19 protein-coding genes and 1 tRNA gene are annotated in these 23,965 nt (G+C 46.9%); 7 read left to right on the plus strand and 13 right to left on the minus strand.

Going from position 1 to position 23,965, the window contains the following annotated elements:
* Positions 1-36: 36 nt before the first annotated feature.
* Positions 37-462, minus strand: a complete 426-nt coding sequence (locus EQP46_RS03920) for a PACE efflux transporter (RefSeq protein ID WP_129492395.1) — start codon at positions 460-462, stop codon at positions 37-39.
* 156 nt (positions 463-618) lie between these two features.
* On the opposite strand from EQP46_RS03920, the gene EQP46_RS03925 reads away from it, so the two are divergent.
* From EQP46_RS03925 to EQP46_RS03935, 3 genes are all read left to right on the plus strand, one after another.
* Entirely contained in the window at positions 619-1,518 is a 900-nt protein-coding gene (locus EQP46_RS03925; RefSeq protein ID WP_129492396.1) for a LysR family transcriptional regulator, read from the plus strand.
* Between the two features lie 266 nt (positions 1,519-1,784).
* Positions 1,785-2,567: a CmcJ/NvfI family oxidoreductase gene (locus EQP46_RS03930; protein ID WP_129492397.1), complete on the plus strand. Its 783-nt coding sequence runs from the start codon at positions 1,785-1,787 to the stop codon at positions 2,565-2,567.
* A gap of 97 nt (positions 2,568-2,664) precedes the next feature.
* Positions 2,665-3,510 carry an enoyl-CoA hydratase/isomerase family protein gene (locus tag EQP46_RS03935; RefSeq protein ID WP_129492567.1) on the plus strand — a complete coding sequence of 282 codons (846 nt, stop codon included), beginning with the start codon at positions 2,665-2,667 and terminating at the stop codon, positions 3,508-3,510.
* A 95-nt stretch (positions 3,511-3,605) separates the two neighbouring features.
* Here the strand turns inward: EQP46_RS03935 and EQP46_RS03940 are convergent, their stop codons facing one another.
* The 3 genes from EQP46_RS03940 to EQP46_RS03950 all read right to left on the minus strand — a co-directional run bounded on the left by EQP46_RS03940 (position 3,606) and on the right by EQP46_RS03950 (position 5,264).
* Positions 3,606-3,962: a hypothetical protein gene (locus tag EQP46_RS03940; protein WP_129492398.1), complete on the minus strand. Its 357-nt coding sequence runs from the start codon at positions 3,960-3,962 to the stop codon at positions 3,606-3,608.
* Between the two features lie 41 nt (positions 3,963-4,003).
* Positions 4,004-4,351 (minus strand): hypothetical protein, encoded by a 348-nt coding sequence (locus EQP46_RS03945; protein WP_129492399.1) that lies wholly within the window; start codon positions 4,349-4,351, stop codon positions 4,004-4,006.
* A 73-nt stretch (positions 4,352-4,424) separates the two neighbouring features.
* Positions 4,425-5,264, minus strand: coding sequence for a hypothetical protein (locus EQP46_RS03950; RefSeq protein ID WP_129492400.1), 840 nt, complete (start codon positions 5,262-5,264; stop codon positions 4,425-4,427).
* A gap of 362 nt (positions 5,265-5,626) precedes the next feature.
* Between EQP46_RS03950 and EQP46_RS03955 the strand changes: the two genes are divergently transcribed.
* The 3 genes from EQP46_RS03955 (at position 5,627) to EQP46_RS24070 (ending at position 10,144) form a co-directional block, all read left to right on the plus strand.
* Entirely contained in the window at positions 5,627-7,165 is a 1,539-nt protein-coding gene (locus EQP46_RS03955) for a phospholipase D family protein (protein ID WP_129492401.1), read from the plus strand.
* A 177-nt stretch (positions 7,166-7,342) separates the two neighbouring features.
* Positions 7,343-9,199, plus strand: a complete 1,857-nt coding sequence (locus EQP46_RS03960) for an MFS transporter (protein ID WP_129492402.1) — start codon at positions 7,343-7,345, stop codon at positions 9,197-9,199.
* Positions 9,200-9,634: 435 nt separating this feature from the next.
* Complete coding sequence (locus EQP46_RS24070) at positions 9,635-10,144, plus strand: hypothetical protein (protein WP_161972838.1); 510 nt, start codon at positions 9,635-9,637, stop codon at positions 10,142-10,144.
* A gap of 776 nt (positions 10,145-10,920) precedes the next feature.
* Here EQP46_RS24070 and EQP46_RS03970 read toward each other — a convergent pair.
* The 7 genes from EQP46_RS03970 to galK form a co-directional block, all read right to left on the minus strand.
* Positions 10,921-13,116: a DEAD/DEAH box helicase gene (locus EQP46_RS03970; RefSeq protein WP_129492404.1), complete on the minus strand. Its 2,196-nt coding sequence runs from the start codon at positions 13,114-13,116 to the stop codon at positions 10,921-10,923.
* Positions 13,113-14,423 (minus strand): ATP-binding protein, encoded by a 1,311-nt coding sequence (locus EQP46_RS03975; protein WP_240671645.1) that lies wholly within the window; start codon positions 14,421-14,423, stop codon positions 13,113-13,115. The genes EQP46_RS03970 and EQP46_RS03975 overlap by 4 nt, the downstream gene beginning before the upstream one ends.
* Positions 14,424-16,706 carry a tellurite resistance TerB family protein gene (locus EQP46_RS03980; protein WP_129492405.1) on the minus strand — a complete coding sequence of 761 codons (2,283 nt, stop codon included), beginning with the start codon at positions 16,704-16,706 and terminating at the stop codon, positions 14,424-14,426.
* Positions 16,707-17,535: 829 nt separating this feature from the next.
* Complete coding sequence (locus EQP46_RS03985; RefSeq protein ID WP_129492406.1) at positions 17,536-19,044, minus strand: DUF3360 domain-containing protein; 1,509 nt, start codon at positions 19,042-19,044, stop codon at positions 17,536-17,538.
* A gap of 424 nt (positions 19,045-19,468) precedes the next feature.
* Positions 19,469-19,559, minus strand: a tRNA-Ser gene (locus EQP46_RS03990).
* 108 nt (positions 19,560-19,667) lie between these two features.
* Positions 19,668-20,726 carry a galactose-1-epimerase gene (galM, locus tag EQP46_RS03995; protein ID WP_129492407.1) on the minus strand — a complete coding sequence of 353 codons (1,059 nt, stop codon included), beginning with the start codon at positions 20,724-20,726 and terminating at the stop codon, positions 19,668-19,670.
* Entirely contained in the window at positions 20,723-21,922 is a 1,200-nt protein-coding gene (gene galK / locus EQP46_RS04000) for a galactokinase (protein ID WP_129492408.1), read from the minus strand. The genes galM and galK overlap by 4 nt, the downstream gene beginning before the upstream one ends.
* Positions 21,923-22,299: 377 nt before the next feature.
* Here galK and EQP46_RS04005 point away from each other — a divergent pair, with 377 nt between their 5' ends.
* Entirely contained in the window at positions 22,300-22,662 is a 363-nt protein-coding gene (locus EQP46_RS04005; RefSeq protein WP_129492409.1) for a HopJ type III effector protein, read from the plus strand.
* An 83-nt stretch (positions 22,663-22,745) separates the two neighbouring features.
* Here EQP46_RS04005 and EQP46_RS04010 read toward each other — a convergent pair whose 3' ends face one another.
* Together EQP46_RS04010 and rimJ are read right to left on the minus strand one after the other, a co-directional pair.
* Positions 22,746-23,372: an HD domain-containing protein gene (locus EQP46_RS04010; RefSeq protein WP_129492410.1), complete on the minus strand. Its 627-nt coding sequence runs from the start codon at positions 23,370-23,372 to the stop codon at positions 22,746-22,748.
* Entirely contained in the window at positions 23,365-23,952 is a 588-nt protein-coding gene (gene rimJ, locus EQP46_RS04015) for a ribosomal protein S5-alanine N-acetyltransferase (protein WP_129492411.1), read from the minus strand. The genes EQP46_RS04010 and rimJ overlap by 8 nt, the downstream gene beginning before the upstream one ends.
* Between the last annotated feature and the right edge of the window lie 13 nt (positions 23,953-23,965).

The following is a 23,965-nucleotide window of genomic DNA, read 5'->3' on the forward strand; positions in this document are numbered from 1 at the left end:
GCGACGGGCTTTTTCTTATTTCAACATCCGTTAACGTTACACGCTCACCTGACGTTGCTGGAGAATAAACACACGAGCATGGTCATAAGTCAGGTTGAACAAAAAAGCGTAAATCGTAATGAAGACAGTCACGCCAATGTCCATGATGAACGCTTCCCACAAGTTCACGTTCAGCAAGTACGCCATTACAGGGATAGTGAAAAACAACAACCCGCCTTCAAACAACAATACATGGGACACCCGCGTACCCAATGAGCGTTCGGTTTTCTCGCCTTTCACAAAGTGATCAAACGTCAAGTTGAAGAAGTAATTCCAAATCATGGCGATGGTCGCCACAACTATCATGGTTCCTGATAGTGCTTTCAGATCGTGATCCGTAAAGACAGACAAGCCAATCACTGAGAAAGTGATGGCGAGTGCTTCGAATAAAACAGAATGAAAAATGCGTTCTAAGGTGGTCATAGGTCACTCAAAAAGAAAGATAGCCAACATTGCGAGGTGGCGATTATGGCAGGCTAAAACCATAAACAAAGTTAACAGCCATCACGATCAGTGATAGCCTGATTGCATAACGTCAATCCTTAACTAAAGTGCGTAACCTTCTTCCGTGGTGTCATCATGTACAGCTTCGAACAATTAAAGATATTCGTGACAGTCTGCGAAAGCGGCTCCTTCTCTGCCGCCGCACGCAAATTGAAACGCGCCCAATCCGGTGTAAGCCAAGCCATCGCAAACCTTGAAATCGCCATTGATCAGGAGCTGTTCAACCGCGAGAAAAATACCCCCGTGCTGACGGATAATGGCAAGGCACTGCTGCCCATCGCCCAATCCATTCTTCATCAACAAACCTACTTCGATCAGAAAGTCGAATCCTTAACCCAAGAACACGAGCATGAGGTGGTGATTGCGGTGGATGAAAGCCTGATCGATGGGAACCTCATCGCCATTCTTGCACCGCTGTCTGACGCGTTTCCTATCACACATTTCGACATCATCACCGCCTCCACGTTTGATGTGGAAAACTTGGTGCGAGACGGCAAAGCGCATGTGGGGATCATCTACGCGGATGGTGAGTTGAAAGTGGACATGGACTTCTTTTTGCTCGGACAGGCGCGGTTTTTGACCATTGCAGCATCTCATCATGAACTGGCGACACTGCCTGTTGTTCATGACGCAGACTTAAAGCGGTATCGCCAATGCGTGCACCGCAGCGCAGAACACAAGGAGCTTTGGTTTAGCTACGGCATCAGTTCGAAAATGTGGTACGCCAATACCCATCAAACCTTGGTTGATCTCGTCAGTAAAGGCGTGGGATGGGCAAACGTACCTGAGCTTTCAGCCAAACCCTTAATACAAAAAGGCGATGTGATCGCCCTGCCCGTTTCCCATGAATACAACGGTTGGATGACGTCTGTGGGTTGCTTGGTTTCCCGCCGTCATGCCGTTGGTCCTGTACTGGAGAATGTCATTCAATCCCTTCAACGCACCCATTTTGTCAACGACCACTGGGAAGCCTAAATCAAGCGGCTCATGCTCATAGGCAGAGGTGTTTTGCACAACGCGTTGGTTAATCGACAACCTAAACACAAATTTTTCGGCTGGGCTTAAGGTGTTGGCGACTCGTTCGTCCGCCAATTCTCCCCGCCAATCGCGATTATATTCAAAACCCGAATTCTGATTCTTTTTCCCGCTTGTTTTTCAGCCTCTCCTAAATGATTAAGCTCTGTTTCCATGATATGCGGTGCCGATGTGTAGCCGTGAAACATGGAATGGAGTCTTCAATCATGACACTTAAAGCCTCAGTGAATTACCACGTACAAAGCCATGAAGCACAGGCCTTCCAGTTTGATGTTGATGGCATTTCCGGCAACTTGATTGTCCCAGAGTTGGTTTCCACGCAAGTGAATGTCAGGGACAACCGCGACAGCGGCAGCAACATCAATTTTGCCAACGATGGCATCACGTTTGTTACCCAGCCTTCTACTGTGACTGAGTTTGATGAAGGCCGTGCATGGCAACCCGCTTACGACCAAGAAATCCAAGCACTGCTTGCGCAAGAGATTAATGCGCTCGAGGTGATCGTATTTGACCACACCGTCAGAATTGATGACCCACATTCGGCGCGTCAACCCGCCAGAAACGTTCACAACGATTACAGCCCAGACGGCGCAAACCAACGCTTGGTCAACTTAGTGGGCGAAGAACGCGCGAAAACCTTCCAAGAAGGCGCGTTTGCGTTCGTCAATGTATGGCGTCCAATCAGTCCGGTCATTACAACCTCGCCGCTCGGCTTTATTCATCCGACATCGATGGATAACGAGGATTGGATGACGATCGATCTGGTCTACCCCGACCGTCGAGGTGAAATTCTCGGTGTTGCTGCAAACCCCAAGCATGAGTGGTTCTATCAATCCAACATGCGTTCGGATGAAGTGGTGATCTTCAACGTTTACGACAATCAAGGCCGCTCTTATTTGGCGCATAGCGCGCTGGATATTGTGGGTCAATCTGATGCAACCGCACCACGGATGAGCATAGAAACACGCACCCTCGTGAGATTTGCATAAGCTTCGCTGAAAAGAATACCCGGAGCGCTCAACACCTCTGGGGCATGAGAAAAGAAGAGAAAACAAAAATATAACGCCAATAAAAAAGGATGAGATGATGAAATATGCAGGCTTTACTACCTTCACGACCGAACAGAACAACGGCATTCTGACCGTTACTTTTGACTTCGGTACCGTGAACGTTCAAGGTCAAGAAATGCTGGCTGATCTGAACAGCCTCGCGATGCGCCTAGAGCGTGACCGAAACACCAAAGTGGTTGTGTTTCAGTCAGCGAACCCTGAAATTTGGGTATGTCACTACGACACAGAACTGCTTAAAGACATGTCTGATGAAGCCGTTTCTCGCGAAGAAGCTCAGCTTCTAGACCTGCAATCCGTTTGTGAGCGCATCAGCAAGGTTCCACAAGCCACCATCGCGAAGCTAGAAGGTTTTGCGCGAGGGGGCGGCCATGAATTGGCACTCGCTCTGGACATGCGTTTCGCGGCTCGCGGCAAATACAAGTTCATGCAAATGGAAGTGGCGATGGGTATTCTGCCTTGTGGTGGCGGTGCGTCACGCATGGCACGCCAAACAGGACTTGGCCGTGCATTGGAAATCATCCTAAGCGCACGTGACTTTGATGCCGATGAAGCCGAAAGAATGGGCACCATCAACCGCGCACTCGACCCAGAAGAGATCGGTGAATACGTTGATAACCTAGCGAACCGTATCGCGCAATTCCCAGCAGAATCGATCAATGCCTGTAAACAAGCGGTTTATGAGTCTATTGATAAGCCAATCGATGAAGCCCTTAAAGCAGAAGCTTACTGGCTGTACCAAGCCACCAGCAAAACACCTGCGCTAAAACGCTTCACCCTTGCCGATGACCAAGGCCTTCAGCATGACATTGAAAACCAGCGTAACTGGGACGCTTTAGTCATGAACGTGCAAGACATCAAATAAGTCGCACGGACACTGCCTTTTCGATCATGGAGCCTATTCCACGTAGGCTCCATGTTTCACGACTTGTTCAAGCATTGATGCCAATTCCGCGGGCACTAAAACTCGTCGAGCGTGTCACGCGCTTCATTATCGTGGATGTTGAATTTGATACTGCCTAGGTCATCCATGGTGAATGACACTGTGGTGCTTTCTTCGCCATCAAGATCCATATCAGCGCAGCCATTGAATATTGACCATTTGTAGCGGTACTTGAGTTGATATTCATTGCCAACCAAATGCGTGACGTCATCAATATCGATACCCGTATTGTTTTTAGCGAGAAAACTAATATGGGACAAATTAGGCACCAATGACGCGCCATACTCCGGTTCATTCTCAATCAAGAACTGCTTAAGCTCACCGCATAAAGCGCTACCATGCGCTATCGCGCCAGCGTTAGGTCTAAAAATCATCGTTTACTCTCATGATGTACTTCGCTTGATAACGCGAGCCGTTATTCTTTCTTGATCAGCGTATTCAAAAGCCCTTTTACATTTTCCATGTCGTCGACCAGCAAACTGCGGCCAACATGGATCAGTGTTGATCCAATGTTTACCCAGAGTTTCAGAAGCATGAAGCCAAAGAACAGCGCGACGATACGCATCATGTCATGGGAGATGGTCACATCGTTACCTTCAAGTGTGGCAACGTAAGATGTTTCCTCAGCACCCGCAATGTACGCATAAATGGGGCTGTTCGGAAAATCCCTCAGATAATCAGGAAGGCTGAAAAGCAACTGCATCAAGGTGATCACGCCCAATGCGATTAATACGATACCGATATATTTCCCTACTTTACTCACTCTATGTCCTTTCAAATAACGTCAATCAATGGGTAATTACTTCAATACAAGACTCGCGATTTTCTATGTCTTATTACGCGAGATCGGCTGATGCTTTCGAATGGCGGCCATCATGAATGTCGATCACTTTCTGTATGTCGGTACTGACGCGCTCCTCGCCAAACGAGGCAAGGTATTTTGTTGCCGTATACGCAGAAGAGGCCGATTCATATTCTTTTAGCCAGCGTTCAAACTCGCGCTGCTCACTGTCAGTTGAACGCGGGTAACGGCTGCTAGGCCGTGCCAAACCGACTCGCCAAGGTTTCGGTGTCAGCCTTGCCCTGAAGCAATCTTGTTGCTTACACAAAGTGGTGTATAACGGGTCAACATTCAGCGTTTGGAACATTGCCTCAACCACGGCATCACCAGGGGAATAGTGTTGGTTGGTCAGCATAAATCGAATACCGGAGTGCGTTTCATAGACACGAAAAGACAGAGACGGATGCTGACGTTGATAGCTTTCTATTTGTCCGACAACGAAAGACTTATCTTTTAAAGGTCGTCCAAAGCGATGCATGATGCGCTCAAAGAAGCCGGCGGGGTGAATATCAATGTCGCCAAACACGACACTGTCAGTGTTCAACACCCTCGCACCATAGCCATTGCGACTTAACACCGCCAGCGGTTCCCCATCAGCTGCGTCTACTTCATCAAGAATTTCCTCTTTAACAAAGTCGATCCAATACTCGTACTCGTCTTCTTTCGAAAAGTCTCCCTTGAGGAATGCCTGCATCGATGCCAGACGTTTCTCAGCATGGAGCCCCGCGTCATTTTCACTGCTATTTGAAGCGCCCCAGATGGAGATCTTCTCACGCCCAAAAATGTCAGCATCAACGGTCACATCGTGCTTCTTCCAGTATTTCGCAAACTTCAACCTAACCTCCTTTTCGCTCACATGATGAAAAACGGTGAGCTGATACCCAAGCAACCTTCTTAATACGTCACGTTATCCTATCGTTGCTCTATTGCGACCAGAAGACGAACCTGCCATTTCATGCAATCAACTGCGACGGTGAAGACAAAATCACGCAATGCACCCTCTGTTTCTCTTTTCTGCCAAAGAAACAGACCGACGTATTTTGATACCGATGAAAAAGAAATACTGCCTTTTCAATGCGATTCATAGTGATTGACCCCGTTTGGCGCGCTTGCCCCGCCACGTGACAACCCCTCACCCTTTGTGTATGTTCAATCATTGGTCGAGAATCAAACAACATGGAATGAGATCACTTGAATATGCCCGCGATGCACGCGATGAAAACCCTCTTACTTTCATCAGCACTCTTACTTATGGGGTGCGATACACCTCGCGATAGCGTCCCAGTCTCCCAGTTCGACCACTGCGCCAATCACCCCTCGAAAGCACGTAAGCCGTTATCCACCTACCTCGCGCCTTATGAAGACATGCTTGCGACAAAAACAGGGGTCTATGTGCTCGAACAGGGCGCAGAAGCCATGATGTCACGCGCTTGGCTCACTGAAAGTGCCGAAACCTCCTTAGACATTCAGTACTTCATCTTCTCGGTGGACAATATCGGGCTGATTGCCAGCGATATGCTGGTGCAAGCTGCAGAGCGGGGCGTAAAAGTGCGCGTGCTGGTTGACGACCTGATGATAGAAGCGCGTGGCGACGAGTTGTTAATGCTGGCGGGTCACGAAAACATCGAGATCAAAATCTACAACCCGAACGTCAACATCGGTAAAAACCTCACGCAAAAGATCAAAGTGCTACTGACCGATTTTCACGGTTTAAACCAACGCATGCACAACAAGATTTTTGTGGTAGATAACCAAGTCGCCATAACGGGCGGGCGGAATATTGCCGATGAATATTTCGGGTTTGACCACACCTATAACTTTAGAGACCGAGACGTTTTCTTGGCAGGGAAAGAAGTCGCGACACTCACCACCTCGTTTGGAGAATATTGGCAACACCCATTAAGCGTCAGCATTGAAAAACTGTTCCCAGAAGACGAAGTCCCACTCAACCCAGATTTTTCACGCCTGCATGCTTATGCCTGCAACACAGATAACTTCCACCCTGAAATACGCGCGCAGATAGACCAAGTCCCTGAAACGTTTCGTGAGCTAGAAACACAAGGGAAATTCAGGTTCATTGACGATGTCGAGTATGTCTACGACGAACCCGGTAAGAATGATAAAAGTGCGTTTCTCGGTGGCGGCAGCGTCACCAAAACCAAACTCGTTGAACTGGCGGATACTGCCAAAAAGCAGATTCTTATCCAAACCCCGTACCTAGTGACCACCACTCAGGACAGGCAATTTCTAAAACAACTGGTCGATCGCGGCATTTCGATAAAAATCCTCACCAACAGCCTCGCCTCGAATGACAATTTAGAGGCATTTAGCGGCTACCAAAGAGACAGAAGCGACTTGCTCGCAACAGGCGTTGAAATCTACGAATTTAAGCCTGATGCCAAAGTAAGGCAGAGAGTCATGACAGAGCACATGTTTAAGCGCCTGCCCTCTCAGCCTATTTTCGGCCTGCATGCGAAAACGATGACCATCGATGACCATACAACGGTGATTGGCACTTACAACCTCGACCCAAGAAGCGCCAACCTGAACACCGAAAGCATTACCATCATCAAATCTGCAGAGATAACAAAGGACGTGAGCCACGCGATGAACGTCGAGCTAGCGCCCGAGAATGCCTGGCGGATCACGGAAGATTTCAATCCTGACAGCACGGTGTCGACGTCAAAGCAGTTAAAAGTGAAGCTACGCAGGGTTGTGCCCAAAGATATCCTTTGAGACTGCCCCTGCAGTGCCAGGTGTATTAACAGCAGAACTTTTCGGCACAGATGACGAAAAGTTCTGCCCATTGTTACCCTCGGTTCCCTATATTGTCACTCTTTCAATGCGGCTGGTTTATCACTGAGCATCACGTAAGGTGCAGTTATCTCAGTGATTTGCATCTACGGAGCCAGCATGCTTTTCTCAACACGCTTTTTTCCCTACTTCATCACGCAGTGCCTTGGTGCATTGAACGACAACCTCTACAAAAACGTGCTGTTGTTGATGGTGACGTACAGCCAAATCGACGCGCTACCCCTGCCCGTTGATCTCTTCATCAACCTCGCTGCTGGCCTTTTTATTCTTCCTTTCTTTTTGTTCTCAGCACACGCAGGTGCCGTGGCTGACAGCATGGATAAAGCCACGCTCATTCGTCGTTTGAAAGTGGTCGAACTGCTGATCATGCTGTGTGCAGCCATGGCAATCATGACCCAGAGTGTCATGCTCATGCTCGCGCTTCTGTTCATGACAGGCACACAATCCGCTTACTTTGGCCCTGTAAAATACGCACTGTTGCCTCAAGCGTTAAATCAGGACGAGCTGGTAAAAGGCAATGCATGGGTCGAGATGGGCACGTTCCTTTCCATTCTTATCGGCACGCTGAGTGCAGGCCTGTTGCTCGCGGTTCCTGGCGGTACTTACCTCGCTTCGTGTCTTGTCGTTGGACTATCAGTGCTGGGCTTTTTGAGTAGCTTACGCATTCCGTCTATGCCGAGCCAGCAGCCTAAAAAGGTGCGTTTTGAACCCATTTCAGGGCTAAAGAAAACCCTCAAGATTGCGAACAAACAACGCGGGATCTGGATGGCCATTCTCGCCATCAGTTGGTTCTGGTTTATGGGCGCAACTTACTTAACGCAATTCCCCAACTTTGCACGCGAACACCTGTATGCCGACAGCACGGTCGTGTCCTTGTTGCTCGCGCTGTTCTCCATTGGCGTCGCGACAGGTTCATGGCTGTGTGAAAAGCTCTCGTTCAACCATGTCGAGTTAGGCATTCTTCCTTTTGGTATTTTGGGATTAACCCTGTTCACGGGCGATTTGTTGTGGGCCGTGCCGAGCATCGATTCTTTCCCTACGCAGTTTTACAACGTACAAGCCTTCTTAGCGCAATCCATGCATTACCGAGTGATGATTGACTTGTTCTTTGTCGGCGTGAGTGGCGGTGTGTTCATTGTGCCTTTGTATGCGTTCATTCAATCACGCTCTGCCGATGGGGAATGCGCGCAATCTATCGCAGCGAACAACATCATGAATGCGTTGTTCATGGTGGTCTCGGCGGCCGTGTCGATTTTGGTGCTGAGTGTGCTGGATTTTTCCATTGTCGAGTTGTTTGCCTTAATGGCATTGGGGAACTTCGTGGTTGCCGTGTATGTATATCGCCAAGTGCCTGAGTTAACGCAGCGCTTTATTAGCTATGTACTCAGCCATTGCCTATACCGTGTTTCTGTAAAAGGCCGCCAACACATTCCCACCAAAGGCGCAGCCCTGATCGTTGCCAACCATGTCAGCTATGTGGATGCGTTGATTTTAATGGGTGCGTCTACCCGCCCTGTGCGATTCGTGATGGACAAGTCCATCAGTGAACTGCCGCTACTCAAATACGTGTTTCGTCATGCCGGGGTCATTCCTATCTGCGCAAAACATAAGTGCGCAAACACCTATGAAGCCGCCTTCGATCAAATAGATGCTGCGTTAAACAATGGCGAATTGGTCTGCATTTTCCCAGAAGGTCGATTGACGTCAGACGGTGAATTGGGCGAGTTCAAAGCAGGCGTTGAGAAGATTCTGGCGCGCACTCCCACCTTGGTGGTTCCCGTCGCACTCAAAGGGTTGTGGGGGTCATTCTTCAGTCACAAAGGCGGCCACGCCCTCACCACCCGCCCTGCGCGCTTTTGGTCAAAACTCGAGGTGAACATCGGTGAAACAATGCATTCAGACACGGTAGACCGCCATGTGGCGAAAGCGCAGGTGCGAGAATTATTGCTGAATTAATGGGTGCTAGATACGACAAAGGCCGTCAGCTCTTTTTTATAAGCGTTGGCGGCCTTTTGGGTTTTGGGGGAGAGAAAGTGGTTCTTTAGAGAGTTTCTGTCCTTGAACTCCCGTCACCTAAAGCGCATGAGTAATCGACACTAGGTCTAATTAATTTTACAAATGCCGCTAAAAAATTCGAATTATAGTGGGGCTCTGACTCAGAAGAGCACTTGAACAATAGAGTTTGTCATTTTCTCGGAAGAACTCAACTTACTCTCTCACGTTACAAGGACCGTAAAGTGAAAAATAGCCCTCTTCTCGCTTCTTTATTGATCACCTTTTTCCTATCTGGCTGCGGCGGTAGCTCAGAGAGCTCGCCCAACGATACAGAAACTCCTGTTGATATCGGTGATACGAACGATTCTGGTAGTACGGGAGAATCAGGCAGCACTGATGAAGCAAGCAGTACTGATAAAACTGGCGGCACTGATGAAGCTGACAGCGCTGATGAAACTGGCAGCACCAATGAAACTGACAGCACTGATGAAACTGACAGCACTGATGAAGCTGACAGCACTGATGAAACTGACAGCACCGATAAAACTGGCGGCGCTGACGAAACTGGCAGCACTGACGAAACTGGCAGCACCGATGAAACTGACAGCACCGATGAAACTGGCAGCACTGATGAAGCTGACAGCACCGATGAAACTGGCAGCACCAATGAAACTGACAGCACTGATGAAGCTGACAGCACTGATGAAACTGGCAGCACTGACGAAACTGGCAGCACCAATGAAACTGACAGTACTGATGAAACTGACAGCACTGATGAAACTGACAGCACTGATGAAACTGACAGCACTGATGAAACTGACAGCACTGATGAAACTGACAGCACCGATGAAACTGACAGCACCGATGAAACTGACAGCACCGATGAAACTGACAGAACCGATGTAAGCTTGGAAACTATCCCCTGCTATGACGGTACACGACTCCCGACAAATCTGATAGGAACTTGGTCTAAATCCGATTACCGTTACTCTGGGCGGGGAAAGATAGTTTTAAAAATCACCGAAAACTGCGAACACATTTTCTATAGGGAAGGCGGTTACGAATACTTTTTCAAGCCAATACTCGGTTACTGGGATAGATTCTATACAGTGCGCGAATCATTTACCCCTCACCAGTCGATCTCCGGTATAACTAATAGTGAGTTCTATATTGATGCTTGGGCGGGGCAAATTCTTCGCAGCGAAAGTTATAGAGGTGGTGAATTTAGCGAGCCTAGGGTAACCGAAGACTGGGCATATTATGGTTTCTACTGCAAATATGAATTAGCTGAAGAAGAATACGGAGAAACATTGACGATACGGTGTGATGACGGCTCCGTGAAGACTTACGGAAGATCTGGTTAGCCGTATTTAGGTACAGATGAGACAAAGGCCGTCAGCTCTTTTGTATAAGCGTTGGCGGCCTTTGGGTTTGGTGTTTGTATGGAGCTATTATGGTTCTCGAACAGAATCAACCCCGAATTTCTTAGAACAACGGGTATGAGCCGCTTTTGATTTTGATCCTCCCCACTTTTCAAGGGGGGAGTTAGAGGGGGGTTATTGCTACGAAGAGCTGGATTTTCGAGTTAGCGTTGGATTGTTTTTGTACAGAAGTTCGTTAGAGTTTCTTCTTAATTTAGCAATATACGGATTAAATCAGGTTTGGGAAAACCTATACCTAGGTCAAATATCAAAAAAACTAAGCCACTCTTTAGCCCCGCTTATATCAAACGCCTTTGTACCATACCCAATAGAGAGAATATCCTCAGGCAAAAACTCGTCAAACTTATCGATTTGCTTTTCCAATACAGACTGTGCTAACTCTTTTTCACTAGGCAGTTTTCTTGAAGCTAGAGAACATAACGTCAGTTTAACATCCTCAACGGATGTTTTTTCTACTTCAATAACACCGGCATATGCGCTAGCTTCGTATCCATTTATGATGAGGAGAACCACAATAGTATTGACCACTTTATCACCCAACCACGTAAACAAATATGTATTTTTGCCAGCTTTCAGTAGCGGTTCTCTTGCTAAATCTGATAGTTGAAAAAAGGTGATACTTTCCTTGAATTGCTCCCTTGCGATCGCATCCGCAAAGTCTACTTTTTTATCACCTACTGATATTCTGTAATCACCATCTTTGAGTATGCGAAACATTTCTTGGCGAACGACGTCATGAACTGTCATTCCACTACCGCCAAATTTTGGTGGTTTACCACCTTTAGCGTGTTCAACGTAAATGTTTTTTTTGTCACTATCGATATCATTTACTTTCCATCGCTTCCCACCAAACACAATGTTCTGCCCAACCAACACAAGTGAGTCGATAGGAAGTGTCCCCAGCGTTTTTGTTCCACTAATAACCCTGTACTCATCTGGCGTTTTGAATACAGCATAAAATGAATAGTGACTTGTAATACGCTCACCTAATAGGCCCAAAACTAATTCACCATTTCCTAACTGAGTAATTAGATCGGTATTTCCCATATGGACTAGAAGACCTTTGAAGTTGTCTACGCTAACTTTCTGAAATGGCCCTTCTTTGCAGAGCAAGTTAAACAATTGATCAGCTCGAATACCCCCCCATTGAGCTATAACAGCGAGTATTTGATGTAGAAGTGTAGAAAAATGGTAAAGAGATGTATCTGCAGGCTCATACCATTTACTGCCAATGAGTAACCTGATCATTGCTAGGGATTGTATTAACTCCAAGCGGAGTATATCGACAACATTTGAATCTTTTGTGAGTTCATCCTCTGCAATTAACACTCGCAGTACAGAAGGGCCACCACGCCTTCCTGAGCGTCCCATCCTCTGTCGCAGACTCGAAATTGAGTGGGGGGCCGTAACCTGAACGACGGAATTCACTTTACCAATATCGATACCCAACTCAAGAGTCATGGTACACACCGCTGTCGTAGGGTACTGCTCTTGTAGAAGACGTTTCTCTAGATCTTCTCTCAATTCCTTGGCAAGAGAGCCATGATGAGGAAAGAACTCATTCGGCACACATTGCTGATTACAGAAATCGCTAAGCGTTGCAGCAATGCTTTCCGTCCTATTCCGGCTATTTGCAAAAACTAAATGGTTATCTCCTCGACAAAATTTAAACAGGTCTTGGCAGATTTTGGATTCAGCATCAATTGTCGCTTCCCTATCTACCTGAGTGGGGTTTACATACCCTTTGACTTGCACCTTAAGTACAGATGTCGAATTCGAGTCCCTTATTATTTTACATGGCAAAGATTGGTTGGGACGAAGTGACAACGGGACTTTGTCTAACTCACCGAGAGTTGCACTCAAAGCAACCCTTGGAATCGGCTTCTTCAACCTCCCAAGAAGATGTTCCAATCGATGAAGCAAAGAAAGTAAATGATGTCCGCGCTCTGTGCCAATAAATGCATGAAACTCATCAATAACGATATATTTCAAATCAGAAAATGCAGACTTCATCCAGCCCGAATCTCGGATAAGCAACGATTCGAGCGATTCTGGAGTGATTAGTACAATTCCCGTTGGTGTAGTTTTTAACTTATTCTTTCGGCCTTTAGCACTGTCCCCGTGCCACGGAGTGACAGGCATATCCATTAGATCTGAGAGGCTTTCTAAACGTCTATCTTGATCATTTATTAAAGCTTTGAGTGGGCTAATATAAAGGATACCAACCCCTTCATCTTGATTAGCAATAGCACTGATAGCAGGAAGAAAAAACGCTTCAGTTTTTCCCGCAGCTGTCGATGCACTGATAACAAGGTCAGTTTTCGCAGACAGAATAGGCTCAATAGCTAAGCATTGGATTTCTCGTAGGTTTGACCAACCTTGTTTAAATATCCAACGCTGAACTCGAACATCAAGCTTTTCATGTTCATTAATCATAATTTGAAGTCGGCGAGGTCGCCCTCGTTTTCATCTAACTCAAGCTCAACGTCAGAGGGTTTCTCTTCTTCAATTCCAACCGATGAAACTAGGTTGTTCCAGCTTATTGTTGGATTTTGATCGATTACCGCAAGCATATCCAAAAAAGCTTTTATAGTGTTGCGTGGAGTTCGAAAGTAAGCGTCTCCAATAGTCTGACTGCAATGTTTTAGAAATGCCATTAAGGATTCGTCAGGAACAAGATATTTGCTTTCATCACCTTCGGCATAAACGTGACGCAAATTTTTAAGGAGTATATAAAGCTCTTCCGGGGTCAAGCTTGCAAGGTGCAGTGCTGGAGATGAGTAATCGATAAGGCCTGCTCGCTTCGCAAAGCTATTACCCGCAAGTCTGGACTGAAGGGCTTCATAACTATAAAGACCTTTCCTAGGATCAAGCAGAAATTCAGGCGTTCCACCAAGTAAAAAGCCTAAATACTCGGTAGTGCCTTGTAGACAGTCGTTGAGAATTCGTAATATCTGTTCATAGTTAGAAGTCCTGGCTGCTGTGTTATTCAACTTATACAGATTTACCATTTCATCAAGGTTAACGAGCAACCCCTGATATCCCGCTTGGCGAACGAATAGACTCATTATTTTGAGTGCATCATAAAAAGACGTATCTGAAATTATTGTTCTAACGCCTAAATCTTTGCGAGCGTCCGTTTTAGTTGAGTATTCAGCGCGAAGCCATTTTATAGCATTAGCTTTTTGTGTGTCATTGTCTTGTTCATGTCCAATCCAATAAGCCTCGATGACTTTGGCGAAGTCATATCCACCAACAAGATCAGAAATTGAAGATAGTTTTTCATGAATAACTGTATTGATGATTTTTCCAGTAGTATCGGCTTCCTTTCTCACTTCGGTGATAAACTTTTCAACCACACTGGTTAGCGCATTTCCATCTGGTTTATTGCGCGTGGACATATTGCGCATTAACTCTGAGTATAGATTTCTGGCTTGCCCAGCAGATGCATGCATTCGCCTATCTGGAGACAAATCAGCATTAACAGTTACCAACTTTCTTTCTAAAGCAATAGCTCGAACAACACTCATAAAAAATGTTTTGCCTGAGCCATATTCGCCAATAATAAGCCTAAAGGCTGAGCCTCCATCGGAGATCCGTTCAATATCTTGAAGAAGTGCTTTTAGTTCGTTAACGCGACCAACTTGAATATGCTGAATCCCAACTTTTGGAGTTACACCTGATTTCAGCGATTGGATAATTGCATCTCTTTCTTTTGCACGTATTTTTTTTGCAACCATCATTTAACCTTCTAATTCTTTTACAATTTCCAGATCGACGTATATATCACCATCATCATCCAAGACAGGAGCATCTACTTTTTCATAAGCCCAATCATTGATAGTTTCTATAGCGCCATCAACCATCAAGTTCAGTTTGCTACAAAGTTTATTAACTTCATTTCGAGGCCATATTTCTTTGCTAAGCAGAATATCGAACAGGTTTTTATGCGCAGTATCCAGTCCATCATGATCTGTAGAGAGCGAACTCATCGTCTCTATTTCTGGTTCAATATCAACCGTAAATATGCTTTCTAAGATACTCTTAGCATCGCTGGTATCACTCTCATGCATCGCCAGAATCCCCTCATCCAACTGGAACTTATCTCTGATTTCATCGGTAGTTGTTGGAAAGCCAGAATCAGTTAATCTCGTGGATGCTAGGTTGTGAATATCGCTCGTAACAAGTGATTTATCTAACCCCAGGTATGTATAGAGTTTCTCCATTTGTTTTATTTCAGATGAATCGACCTTACCGTCAGCAAGAGCAATTGAAATCATAAATTTCTTTAAGGATTCAATTTGTGGTGAATTGAACTGTTCTATTCTTGCTTTTAATCCCGCAGTGTTCGCTGGACTATTAAGTCGCCACGTTAGGTAAGCATTCAATGAACTTTTCTCGGATGGAGACAGTCGGTCATCATGTTCAATTAGTTTTTGCAGCGTCAGTTTTTCATCTTGGTCAACGATACCGTCAATAGTAGCCACCATTGCGCCAAGCCTCATCCACAGACTTACCTGATTGAAAGCAGAACTAGGTTCAAAAAATTCGCCATGGCCTGGTGAGAACAATACAATGTTTCCATCAGCTTTGAACTTGGTTTGATGAAAACGCATATCCGGGGCGATACCTATATCAGCTTTAGCAGCAAGTTTGATAAGGAGCTCATTTTCTTTCTTGTTCATAGCTTTGGGAAACGGTATTCCAGTGTGAGACCAGAACTCTTCAACAGTTGTTATCCCGTTATTGTTCTGAACCACTTGAACAGCCCATGACTTAAAAGATTCAATGACTGATGAGTTGGATTCATTTGCTAGTTCTTTTGGTAGTAACATCAGTGCAGCTATATCATTTTTCGAGGTGTCAGCCTTGCCTAGGTAGCGACTATAGCTACTTAACTCTTCCGTACACTGCTCTGCAATAGGAATAAGCTTGTTTATAGGACCTTTGAGAATACTAGGATCAGGCAACCCATCGAGATTTAAGTCAATACCATTAATGCCGTTGCTTGCCGCGTGATATGAGAGTCGAAGCTTCGTTTTGTTTGGCTTGACTGATATACCATCACAAAACTTTTGAGAGAACCTTATTTCGAAAAGTTTTCGAAACTCTTCTTCACATCTACGAGCAGGAGTTTTTAGTGAATATTCAAATGTATTTTTTAACCAGTCTAAAGCTAACTCAGCTCCGACGGGTTGCCCATTAACTATGGTTTTGGCTAATTTCAGCTTGAATGACAATGCATTGTTTGTATCTGGTATTTTTGCAATCCGCTGCTCGAGTAGAGTCGGTCTGAGTAAAGCCATCAACTCAAGAAAATTGGCTGAATATCCTCTAAAAGAGCGGCTTGCATTGAACACTGTATGGAGTCGTAATACTTCTTCAAATATTGTGGTAAATTCTTGATCTGATACTTGTGAGTTAGCTTGATTTTGAATGATTCTTCTTTCAAAACCATAGAAGTAAATGAATACGTACCCGATTGGTGTGTTTGGATCAGAGCGGTCAGACGCTAACCAGTCTAAATAGGCTCCTCTGCACTCTTTTGATAAAGAGGAATAACTTGGCCAGTATCCTAATGTTTCGTCGGTATGAAATTCCGATCCTATGTTCATTGAAGATTTCGATGCGGGGCGTTCCTCATCTACAAGAGATGGTTCTAACCCATATCCATCAAGTGAGTTCATCACTCCACCAAAGTAAAAAAGACCTTTGTTGAACTTTCTTCCGATAATGGTTAGCTGTTCACTTTCCCCGATCCATCGGCCCTTTTGTTTATTAGACGATTTTTCAGCTTCTCTTCCAAAACTCGTGTGAATTGTGAACGTTGCAAACTCTTCATCATTGCCATGATATGAGGAAACTGATACAGCTTGCGTGCTATAGGCGTCACTCTTTTGAGCAGAAGGCTTGGAGACTGCATTATTTTTGGGAGAGTTATAGCTGTTGGAAGTTTTGGACTTAGAATTCCCAGTTATCAGTTTGTACAGAATATAGATGATGAAAGCCCCAACAAAAAATTCCATTTTGTACCTTTGTATCAATGAGGTAGATAGGTCCTGGCAACCACCCACTCAGTAGTTAATAATTCACATATTGGTGTTTTAGATAAACTTGGTCACATGGAAGCATAAGAAAGTGAGGGACGTTTTAATGATAAAACACAAAAGGGCAAAGGCGTCTTACACTGCCACCCTTTGCTTCTCGGCATGAAACACGCCACCACTGTCTAAATTCTCCGGCTGGAATGTATCACGAAGTTCATAAAGCAAGACTTGATTTTGATCTCATTGCAGAGTGAGTGACGAATGATTAGACAGAAGTGGAAGCAAGATTTGTTTAATGAATGGATAGCACCTGAAAGATGCCTTCCTGTGAATGTGTCCTTCGTTTGAAGATTATTGAAAAATTGGGTAACACGCTTTGGGGCACAACCAAGCCAGTCACATCACTAGCTCGATGTTGGAAAAGCCATTTAACGTTCTCCACCAAACACCTCTCTCCGTAGCAATAACCCCCCTCTAACTCCCCCCTTGAAAAGTGGGGAGGATCAAAATCAAAAGCGGCTCGACCTAGGGTTCTGTATTGTTATCTGCATAGAGGCAGATTCCAGATACAAAAAAGCCCGCTCGCTCCTGTTAGTAAGAGCTCGCGGGCTTAATCTCATTTAGCGGAGGTAAGAAAAGCGAAAGCGGGATTTACTCGGTCGCTACGCTCCCTTGCCCTTAGGGCCGTTGCCTTTTCCGACTGCGTCGGGGCAACATTGTCTCTCTTCGCTCGGCTGAACCTCAGATGCGCTATCAACGCGCGCTGGTTTTCTATCCTGCTGCTAATTTAAAAGCGCTTATTCAAGGGTTAACGAAAGCTTGGGATGATCGCTGGTATCCCTGGAAGTAAACCGACTAATGCCATCACGCCACTTAGCACGATAAACATAATGCCAGGCAACACCCAACGGCTCATTTTACTCAGCTCACTACTGCGTTCTTTACAACCGACTAAGCCTAAGTTGTCCAACAGCATGGTGAGAGCCCAACCAAATGCAGGGTTAACGAGCGCTGAAGAAAATACAACAATCGCTGCCGACTGTGTGGTTTTACCTTCACGCGTCATTTCCATTCCAGCTTCTAGCAATGGCACAAATACCCCAACAATGAGCGCGACACAAAGCACAGGTTGCCAGATAGCTAAATCCATCGGGTAGCCCCAAATCGCGGCGATGATACAGAACAGCGCCGTGAGCAACGCGCCAGCAGGAATAGGACGCTTAGCAATCGCTGCCGGTACGATATAAGTGCCCCATGAAGACGTAAAATTCGTACCGCCAAGCAAAGAACCGAACGTTTGACGAATGGAAGCTGTGGTCATGGTGTCATCAATGTTCATGTGTACTTTTTCGGTACGTTCTGGATAGCTGATTTTCTGAAATACTTGATGTCCTAAGAAATCTGGCGACCACATCGCCACAGCTAGAATCGCAAACGGTAATACCACCATGAAATGTTCAAGCGTCGGTAGGCCAAGCATCCAGCCTGTGTCTTCTCCCCACCAATACATTGGGTTCATATTGGGTAAACCCGGCTCGGTTTGGAAAGAAAACGGTGCACCCATGGCAAACGCTAACGTACCACCCAGCAAGCAACTAAGAGGCACGGCTAGCCAACGTTTACGGAAATGTTCCAATAACGCATACAGTACAATGGTGCAAAAGATCACGACAAAAGCGATGTGGCTCATTCCGATGCCCTCCGCCCAAGCGAACAGCTTTTTCACTTGAGAAGCGGTGCCCACAAAGCCAAGGTAGAGCAGTAAACCGCCACACACGCCTTTACTGGTGAGGTTGGCCAACATGCTGCCACCTTTGCTGATGGCCAAGAGTAAGCCAAAAGCGCCAATCAGCAAGCCAAACGCCATTGGGTGCCCACCTGCTGCAACGACGATAGGAATTAAAGGGATGAGTGGGCCGTGTGTACCCGCGAGGTTGGCGGTCGGCAAGAGAAAGCCTGAGAAAAGAATAATGAAAACAGAGGCGATAAGTAGTTCATAACGCACATTTTCTAAAATAAAGCCTTCATTCAGCCCTAGCGCCCCGGCAAACGTTGCTGCAATGGCGCCCACCATAACGACCTTACCAATGGTCGCGGCCATCGCTGGAATGGTGTCTTCTACCTCGAATCGATAATCTTTAAACGGCAAATTAGGACGCCAGCGTTTAGGCGCCATGATTTGTAATTCATGTTCTAGATACTGTTCGCGGGAATCAAATTCCGATCTTGGTTTATGTTGTTGTTCATAAGTGAGTGCATCCTCATTGGCTTGAGGCGTATTTGTTCGTATATCTGCGGACTCTAACGTAGTGCTCATTATGATTCCTTTCATTCACACTCTAAGGTGTGTTTTTCCAACCAGCGTTATTGACTCACCAAACGAAAATTAAGCGAGCCGTTGTCTATATCTTTTCTGCCATAAGAACTCGATGACTGATTTTTATGAACCTTTGGAATGTAGTTGCTAGTACCTTATACCAAACGAAAAAACACGAATAGTCTCAGACAGTTAGACATTGGTCGTAAGGTACGACTAATGTCTAACTGTCTGCATTGAGGCAGATTCCAGATACGAAAAAGCCCGCTAGCTCCTGTTAGTAGGAGCTCGCGGGCTTAATCTCATTTGGTGGTGCCAGATCGAGGTATAGAGGGATTTTCAAATCTCTGCCTGAAATCACCATCGCTGAAATGCAAAAAGGCCGCTGTCTCTTTTATATAAGAGCTAGCGGCCTTTTCTAATTTGGCGGAGAGATAGGGATTTGAACCCTAGGTGCGCTATAAACGCACGCCGGTTTTCAAGACCGGTGCTTTCAACCACTCAGCCATCTCTCCGTGGTTGCGGCGAATATTATAGTCCTCTCGGGGGGCTGTAAACCCTTTTTTCTCGAAAATCGTTCGTTCGCGCACTTTCACAGCAATCTGGTGATAATCACATCAAAATTAACCCATTACCGTAAATTTATACGTGGTCTCGTGGTTGTAAGGCGCGTTTTTGGCGAGCACAGAATTCGGAAAACTTGGCTGATTCGGTGAATCAGGCAAGTAACCCGTCTCTAACGCTACGCCGCTGTGTTTTTTGTATTGGCCTGAACGGGACGGTTCGCCCGCTAAGAAGTTGCCTGTGTACACCTGCAAGCCGGGTTTGGTGGTGAACACTTCCATCATCACTTTTCTATCTGGTGAAATCAGTGATGCCGCGACTTCTCTTGCTTCTGCGGTGTCGGCATTCAACAGATAGGCGTGGTCATACCCTTCTGCAATACGCTGGGTTGGGCTTTGCATCAAATCACGCCCGATGACCTTGCTCACGCGAAAATCCATGTCATCCCCATCCACGGCAATCAAGGTGCCTGTTGGGATGAGGTTTTCATCGACATCGACGTAATGATCGGCGTTAAGCCGCAGTCGGTGTGAGAGGCAGTCGTCTTCGGTGTCTGAAAGGTTGAAATACGCGTGATTGGTGAGGTTCACGGGGGTGGCTTTGTCGCAGCCGCCTTGGTAACGAATGACGACGGCGTTGTCATCACTGAGTGTGTAGGTGACAGACAATTTGAGTGTGCCAGGAAAGCCTTGGTCGCCGTCTGGCGAGATGAGCGAGAAGGTGACGGAGTTGTGGCTGAGGGATTCCGCGTGCCAACGCTGTTTGTCGAACCCTGCTTCCCCGCCGTGCAAGGTGTTATCACCGTGATTGGTGGACAGCGAATAGGTTTCGCCTTCCAGTGAAAACTGCCCTTTTGCTATGCGGTTGGCGTATCGGCCAACGGTCGCACCAAAGTAGGCGGTTTGCTTTTCGTAATCTTCGGCGCTTGAGCAACCAAGAATGACATCTCGCTTGATGCCATCCACGGGCACAAGACAGCTAACCCAGGTTGCGCCGATGTCCATGAGGGCAATCGACATGCCGTTGGCATTGGTGAGCTCATACAGGTTTGGAGAGTTCCCATCAGAAGGTATGTGGGAGTGAACGCCCTGGATTGCCTCTCTTTCATTCGTTGTCATAGTGCATCCTCCTTGAGCACAATCACTTCTGCACCATTCTCCGCACTGCATACATAAATGTCTGCCACGAGGCCTGAGGTTAAATCGTATTGTTTCACGATGGCATCGGTCACCGATTGGATCTGAGCAACAGGCACCAGTGCGACAACACAGCCGCCAAAGCCACCGCCCGTCATTCTTACGCCGCCTTCATCACCGATCACCTTGGACACGATATCGACGATTAAATCTATCTCCGGCACGGTGATTTCAAAATCATCGCGCATTGATTGGTGAGATTCCGCCATCAATGTGGAGAGGCTTTTCCAATCACTGCGCGCAAAGGCGTCTGCGGCAGCCAAGGTGCGGGCATTCTCAGTGACCACATGTTTGGCACGTTTTGCGATGACGGTATTCAGTTCGTGTTTCTGCGCTTCAAATGTCTCTACAGACACGTCTCGAAGCGCTTTCACGCCGAAGAAATCTGCGGCGGCTTCGCATTGTTCTCGGCGGCTGTTGTATTCGCTGTCCACTAAGCCGCGTTGCTTGTTCGAGTTGATGATCATCACGGCCATGTCGCTGTTCAAGCTGACGGGTTTTGTTTCTAACGATCGGCAATCGATAAGCAAGGCATGCCCCGGCTCGCCAAGCGCGGAAATCAGCTGATCCATGATCCCGCAGTTACAGCCGACAAAATAGTTCTCTGCCGCCTGCCCCACCAGCGCGATGTCTTGCAGTGATATCGCGGAAGCCGCATCTTGGCTGAGGTGCGATAACGCCAACCCAACCGCAACTTCCAGCGATGCAGAGGAACTCAGCCCCGCCCCTTGCGGCACGTTGCCTGTGATCACCATGTCTGCGCCGGTCAGCGTTAATCCATGTTTGATTAAGTGCACCGCGACGCCACGCACGTAGTTCGCCCACTGCGCATCGTCTTTGTGTGTGATGACATCATTGAGCGAAAAGGTGTCTTCTTCATTGTCATAGTCGGCAGCGATTACGCGAACGATGCCGTCGTTGCGCGCTCGGCCTGCAACCACGGTTTGGTAGTTGATGGCACATGGCAGCACAAAACCGTCGTTATAGTCGGTGTGTTCCCCGATGAGATTGACGCGACCCGGCGCTCTGAATAAATGCGTAGGCGCAACACCAAAATGGTGCTCGAACGTCGATTGCACAAATTGGCGCTGTTGTTGATTGCGCTGCTGATCCGTCATTTTCACCTCAACAAAAATTATTACCTGTACTTAACGCGCCACAACGGGTTCGGGTTGGCTTTGACAATAAAATCAATCGACTATCGAACAACTCGCCAAGGTGAGCTGCCGCTCCCTTGCTTAACAATGCGTCGTCATAAAATCGCCGCCTGTGACCTAAAGTACACGAGAAAAATGTAAACGTTTCCAATTGTTATGATAATTGTAGACAGTGAATCAAATAACAACCTCTTCGGCAGTGAAAGTTATGCAATAAATCTGGATAGTTTGGTAAAGCTTTGCAGATCCCCACGAGATTCAAGATTGGCGCTTCACTTTGGCGCCTCATCCTGATACAAGGGGGAGAAATGGACGCGACACATCGAAACAGGAACAAAATGCAACTCAACGAATTTCTCGCAAAACTGGCGAATACTCCTGCGCTTATTGAGTTTGAAGACACCATGAGTGTGATTGACGGGCATTACGATTTCTCGCCAACACGCTTTACCAATGGCGATCTCGTCAACAAAGCGGGGCAGAATTCAGGATCATGCAAAATACTGGCGTTTGGTCAGTTGCATGAGTTAGAGGAGAGCGCGGTACTTGCGTGTTTCGGTGGTTACTACCGCGATGATGTGCTTTGTCACCCATCGGGCACGGATCATCAGAACATTCGCAACTTTATGGTATCGGGCTGGAAAGGTGTTCAGTTTGATCGCGCTGCGTTGACACCCAAATCCACGGTGTCTTCCAACTAAGCGACGTTCAACCACAAAGAATAGAAAGGGAGCGTGATGATCACATCACGCTCCCTTTTTCGTTTCTGGCGTTAATGCGCTGTTTAGCGCTCGCGAGGTGGCTGCGTTAACCAGCCTTTATCTGCGGCATCTTTCAACATGGTTTGGGTGTAGTCCCACAACGTTTTCGAGCCTTTTTCTATCTTGCTGTTCACCGTCAATGCCTGCTGTAGCGAGATACCGTGCTCTTTCCAACTTTGTCCGTTGGTATTGACGTTCAGTAGCATGGGCATCAGGCGATCGAGCGCTTTGCCGAACTGCGCTTCGGGCGATTGCGCGGCTTCAAATTCATGCCATAGCGCAAGTAACTCGTCGCCTTGCTCTTTCGGCAACATACCGAACAAACGCGCGGCAGCTTTCTTTTCATTTTCTTCTTGAGACTTCGTGGCCTCTAGGTCGTAAACGAAGGTATCACCCGCATCAATTTCCACCACATCGTGGATGAGCAGCATTTTCACGACTTTGGCGATATCGACAGGTTCGTTCGCGTGCTCTTCGAGCAACAGCGCCATGAGCGCGACTTGCCAACTGTGCTCGGCGGAATTTTCTAACCGCGCATTGTCAGATTTGATGCGTGTTCTTCGCAGCACGGCTTTGAGCTTGTCGATTTCAATCAGCAGCGCGAGCTGTTTTTCTAAGCGCGATAGCGACGTCTCAGGCACGTTATTCATTGATGGACGCCACCCAGTTTGGATTGATCAGCGAGGTGAGCGTGTGGTCTTCCCACTTGCCGTTGATCAAGAGATAGTCTTTCGCGTGCCCTTCTTCTTGGAAGCCCGCGGCTTTTAATACGGCTTCGCTACGGGTGTTTCGCGGCATGTAAGAGGCCATGATGCGGTGCATATTGAGGTTATCGAACAGCCATTGGTTCGTGAGGTTGAGCGCACGGCGCATGAACCCTTTGCCTTGTGCGGCTTCTGCGAGGGAGTAACCAACGTTACAGGCGTGAAAAGGAAACTGCATGATGTTGTTGTAGGTGATCACGCCCGCCACCTCATCCGTGTCTTTTTCGAAAATCAGAAAATAGTAGGCCAAACCATGACGTTGGAGCTCCACCAACTGGATGACACGTCGTTCCCACCCTTCATACGTGAAGAATCCTTCGGGGCGAAGCGGCTCCCAAGGTGTCAAATAAGTGCGATTTAATTGGAAATAGCGAACAATTCGAGCGACATCTGCCTTCTGTATTGCACGTACGACAAGATTATCCACACTCAAACACGGGAAAGGGTTTATAATTTCGACAGTCAACTTGCCTCCAGTC

Source organism: Enterovibrio baiacu, assembly GCF_004120195.1.
In the GTDB taxonomy this organism is placed as follows: Bacteria; Pseudomonadota; Gammaproteobacteria; order Enterobacterales; family Vibrionaceae; genus Enterovibrio; species Enterovibrio baiacui.

What these genes read in the sequence shown, in the direction of transcription:
- EQP46_RS03920 (WP_129492395.1), bottom strand. Translation starts at nt 462, where the DNA reads ATGACCACCTTAGAACGCATTTTTCATTCTGTTTTATTCGAAGCACTC.
- EQP46_RS03925 (WP_129492396.1), top strand. Translation starts at nt 619, where the DNA reads ATGTACAGCTTCGAACAATTAAAGATATTCGTGACAGTCTGCGAAAGC.
- EQP46_RS03930 (WP_129492397.1), top strand. Translation starts at nt 1,785, where the DNA reads ATGACACTTAAAGCCTCAGTGAATTACCACGTACAAAGCCATGAAGCA.
- EQP46_RS03935 (WP_129492567.1), top strand. Translation starts at nt 2,665, where the DNA reads ATGAAATATGCAGGCTTTACTACCTTCACGACCGAACAGAACAACGGC.
- EQP46_RS03940 (WP_129492398.1), bottom strand. Translation starts at nt 3,962, where the DNA reads ATGATTTTTAGACCTAACGCTGGCGCGATAGCGCATGGTAGCGCTTTA.
- EQP46_RS03955 (WP_129492401.1), top strand. Translation starts at nt 5,627, where the DNA reads ATGCCCGCGATGCACGCGATGAAAACCCTCTTACTTTCATCAGCACTC.
- EQP46_RS03960 (WP_129492402.1), top strand. Translation starts at nt 7,343, where the DNA reads ATGCTTTTCTCAACACGCTTTTTTCCCTACTTCATCACGCAGTGCCTT.
- EQP46_RS24070 (WP_161972838.1), top strand. Translation starts at nt 9,635, where the DNA reads ATGAAGCAAGCAGTACTGATAAAACTGGCGGCACTGATGAAGCTGACA.
- EQP46_RS03970 (WP_129492404.1), bottom strand. Translation starts at nt 13,116, where the DNA reads ATGATTAATGAACATGAAAAGCTTGATGTTCGAGTTCAGCGTTGGATA.
- EQP46_RS03975 (WP_240671645.1), bottom strand. Translation starts at nt 14,423, where the DNA reads ATGATGGTTGCAAAAAAAATACGTGCAAAAGAAAGAGATGCAATTATC.
- EQP46_RS03980 (WP_129492405.1), bottom strand. Translation starts at nt 16,706, where the DNA reads ATGGAATTTTTTGTTGGGGCTTTCATCATCTATATTCTGTACAAACTG.
- EQP46_RS03985 (WP_129492406.1), bottom strand. Translation starts at nt 19,044, where the DNA reads ATGAGCACTACGTTAGAGTCCGCAGATATACGAACAAATACGCCTCAA.
- galM (WP_129492407.1), bottom strand. Translation starts at nt 20,726, where the DNA reads ATGACAACGAATGAAAGAGAGGCAATCCAGGGCGTTCACTCCCACATA.
- galK (WP_129492408.1), bottom strand. Translation starts at nt 21,922, where the DNA reads ATGACGGATCAGCAGCGCAATCAACAACAGCGCCAATTTGTGCAATCG.
- EQP46_RS04005 (WP_129492409.1), top strand. Translation starts at nt 22,300, where the DNA reads ATGCAACTCAACGAATTTCTCGCAAAACTGGCGAATACTCCTGCGCTT.
- EQP46_RS04010 (WP_129492410.1), bottom strand. Translation starts at nt 23,372, where the DNA reads ATGAATAACGTGCCTGAGACGTCGCTATCGCGCTTAGAAAAACAGCTC.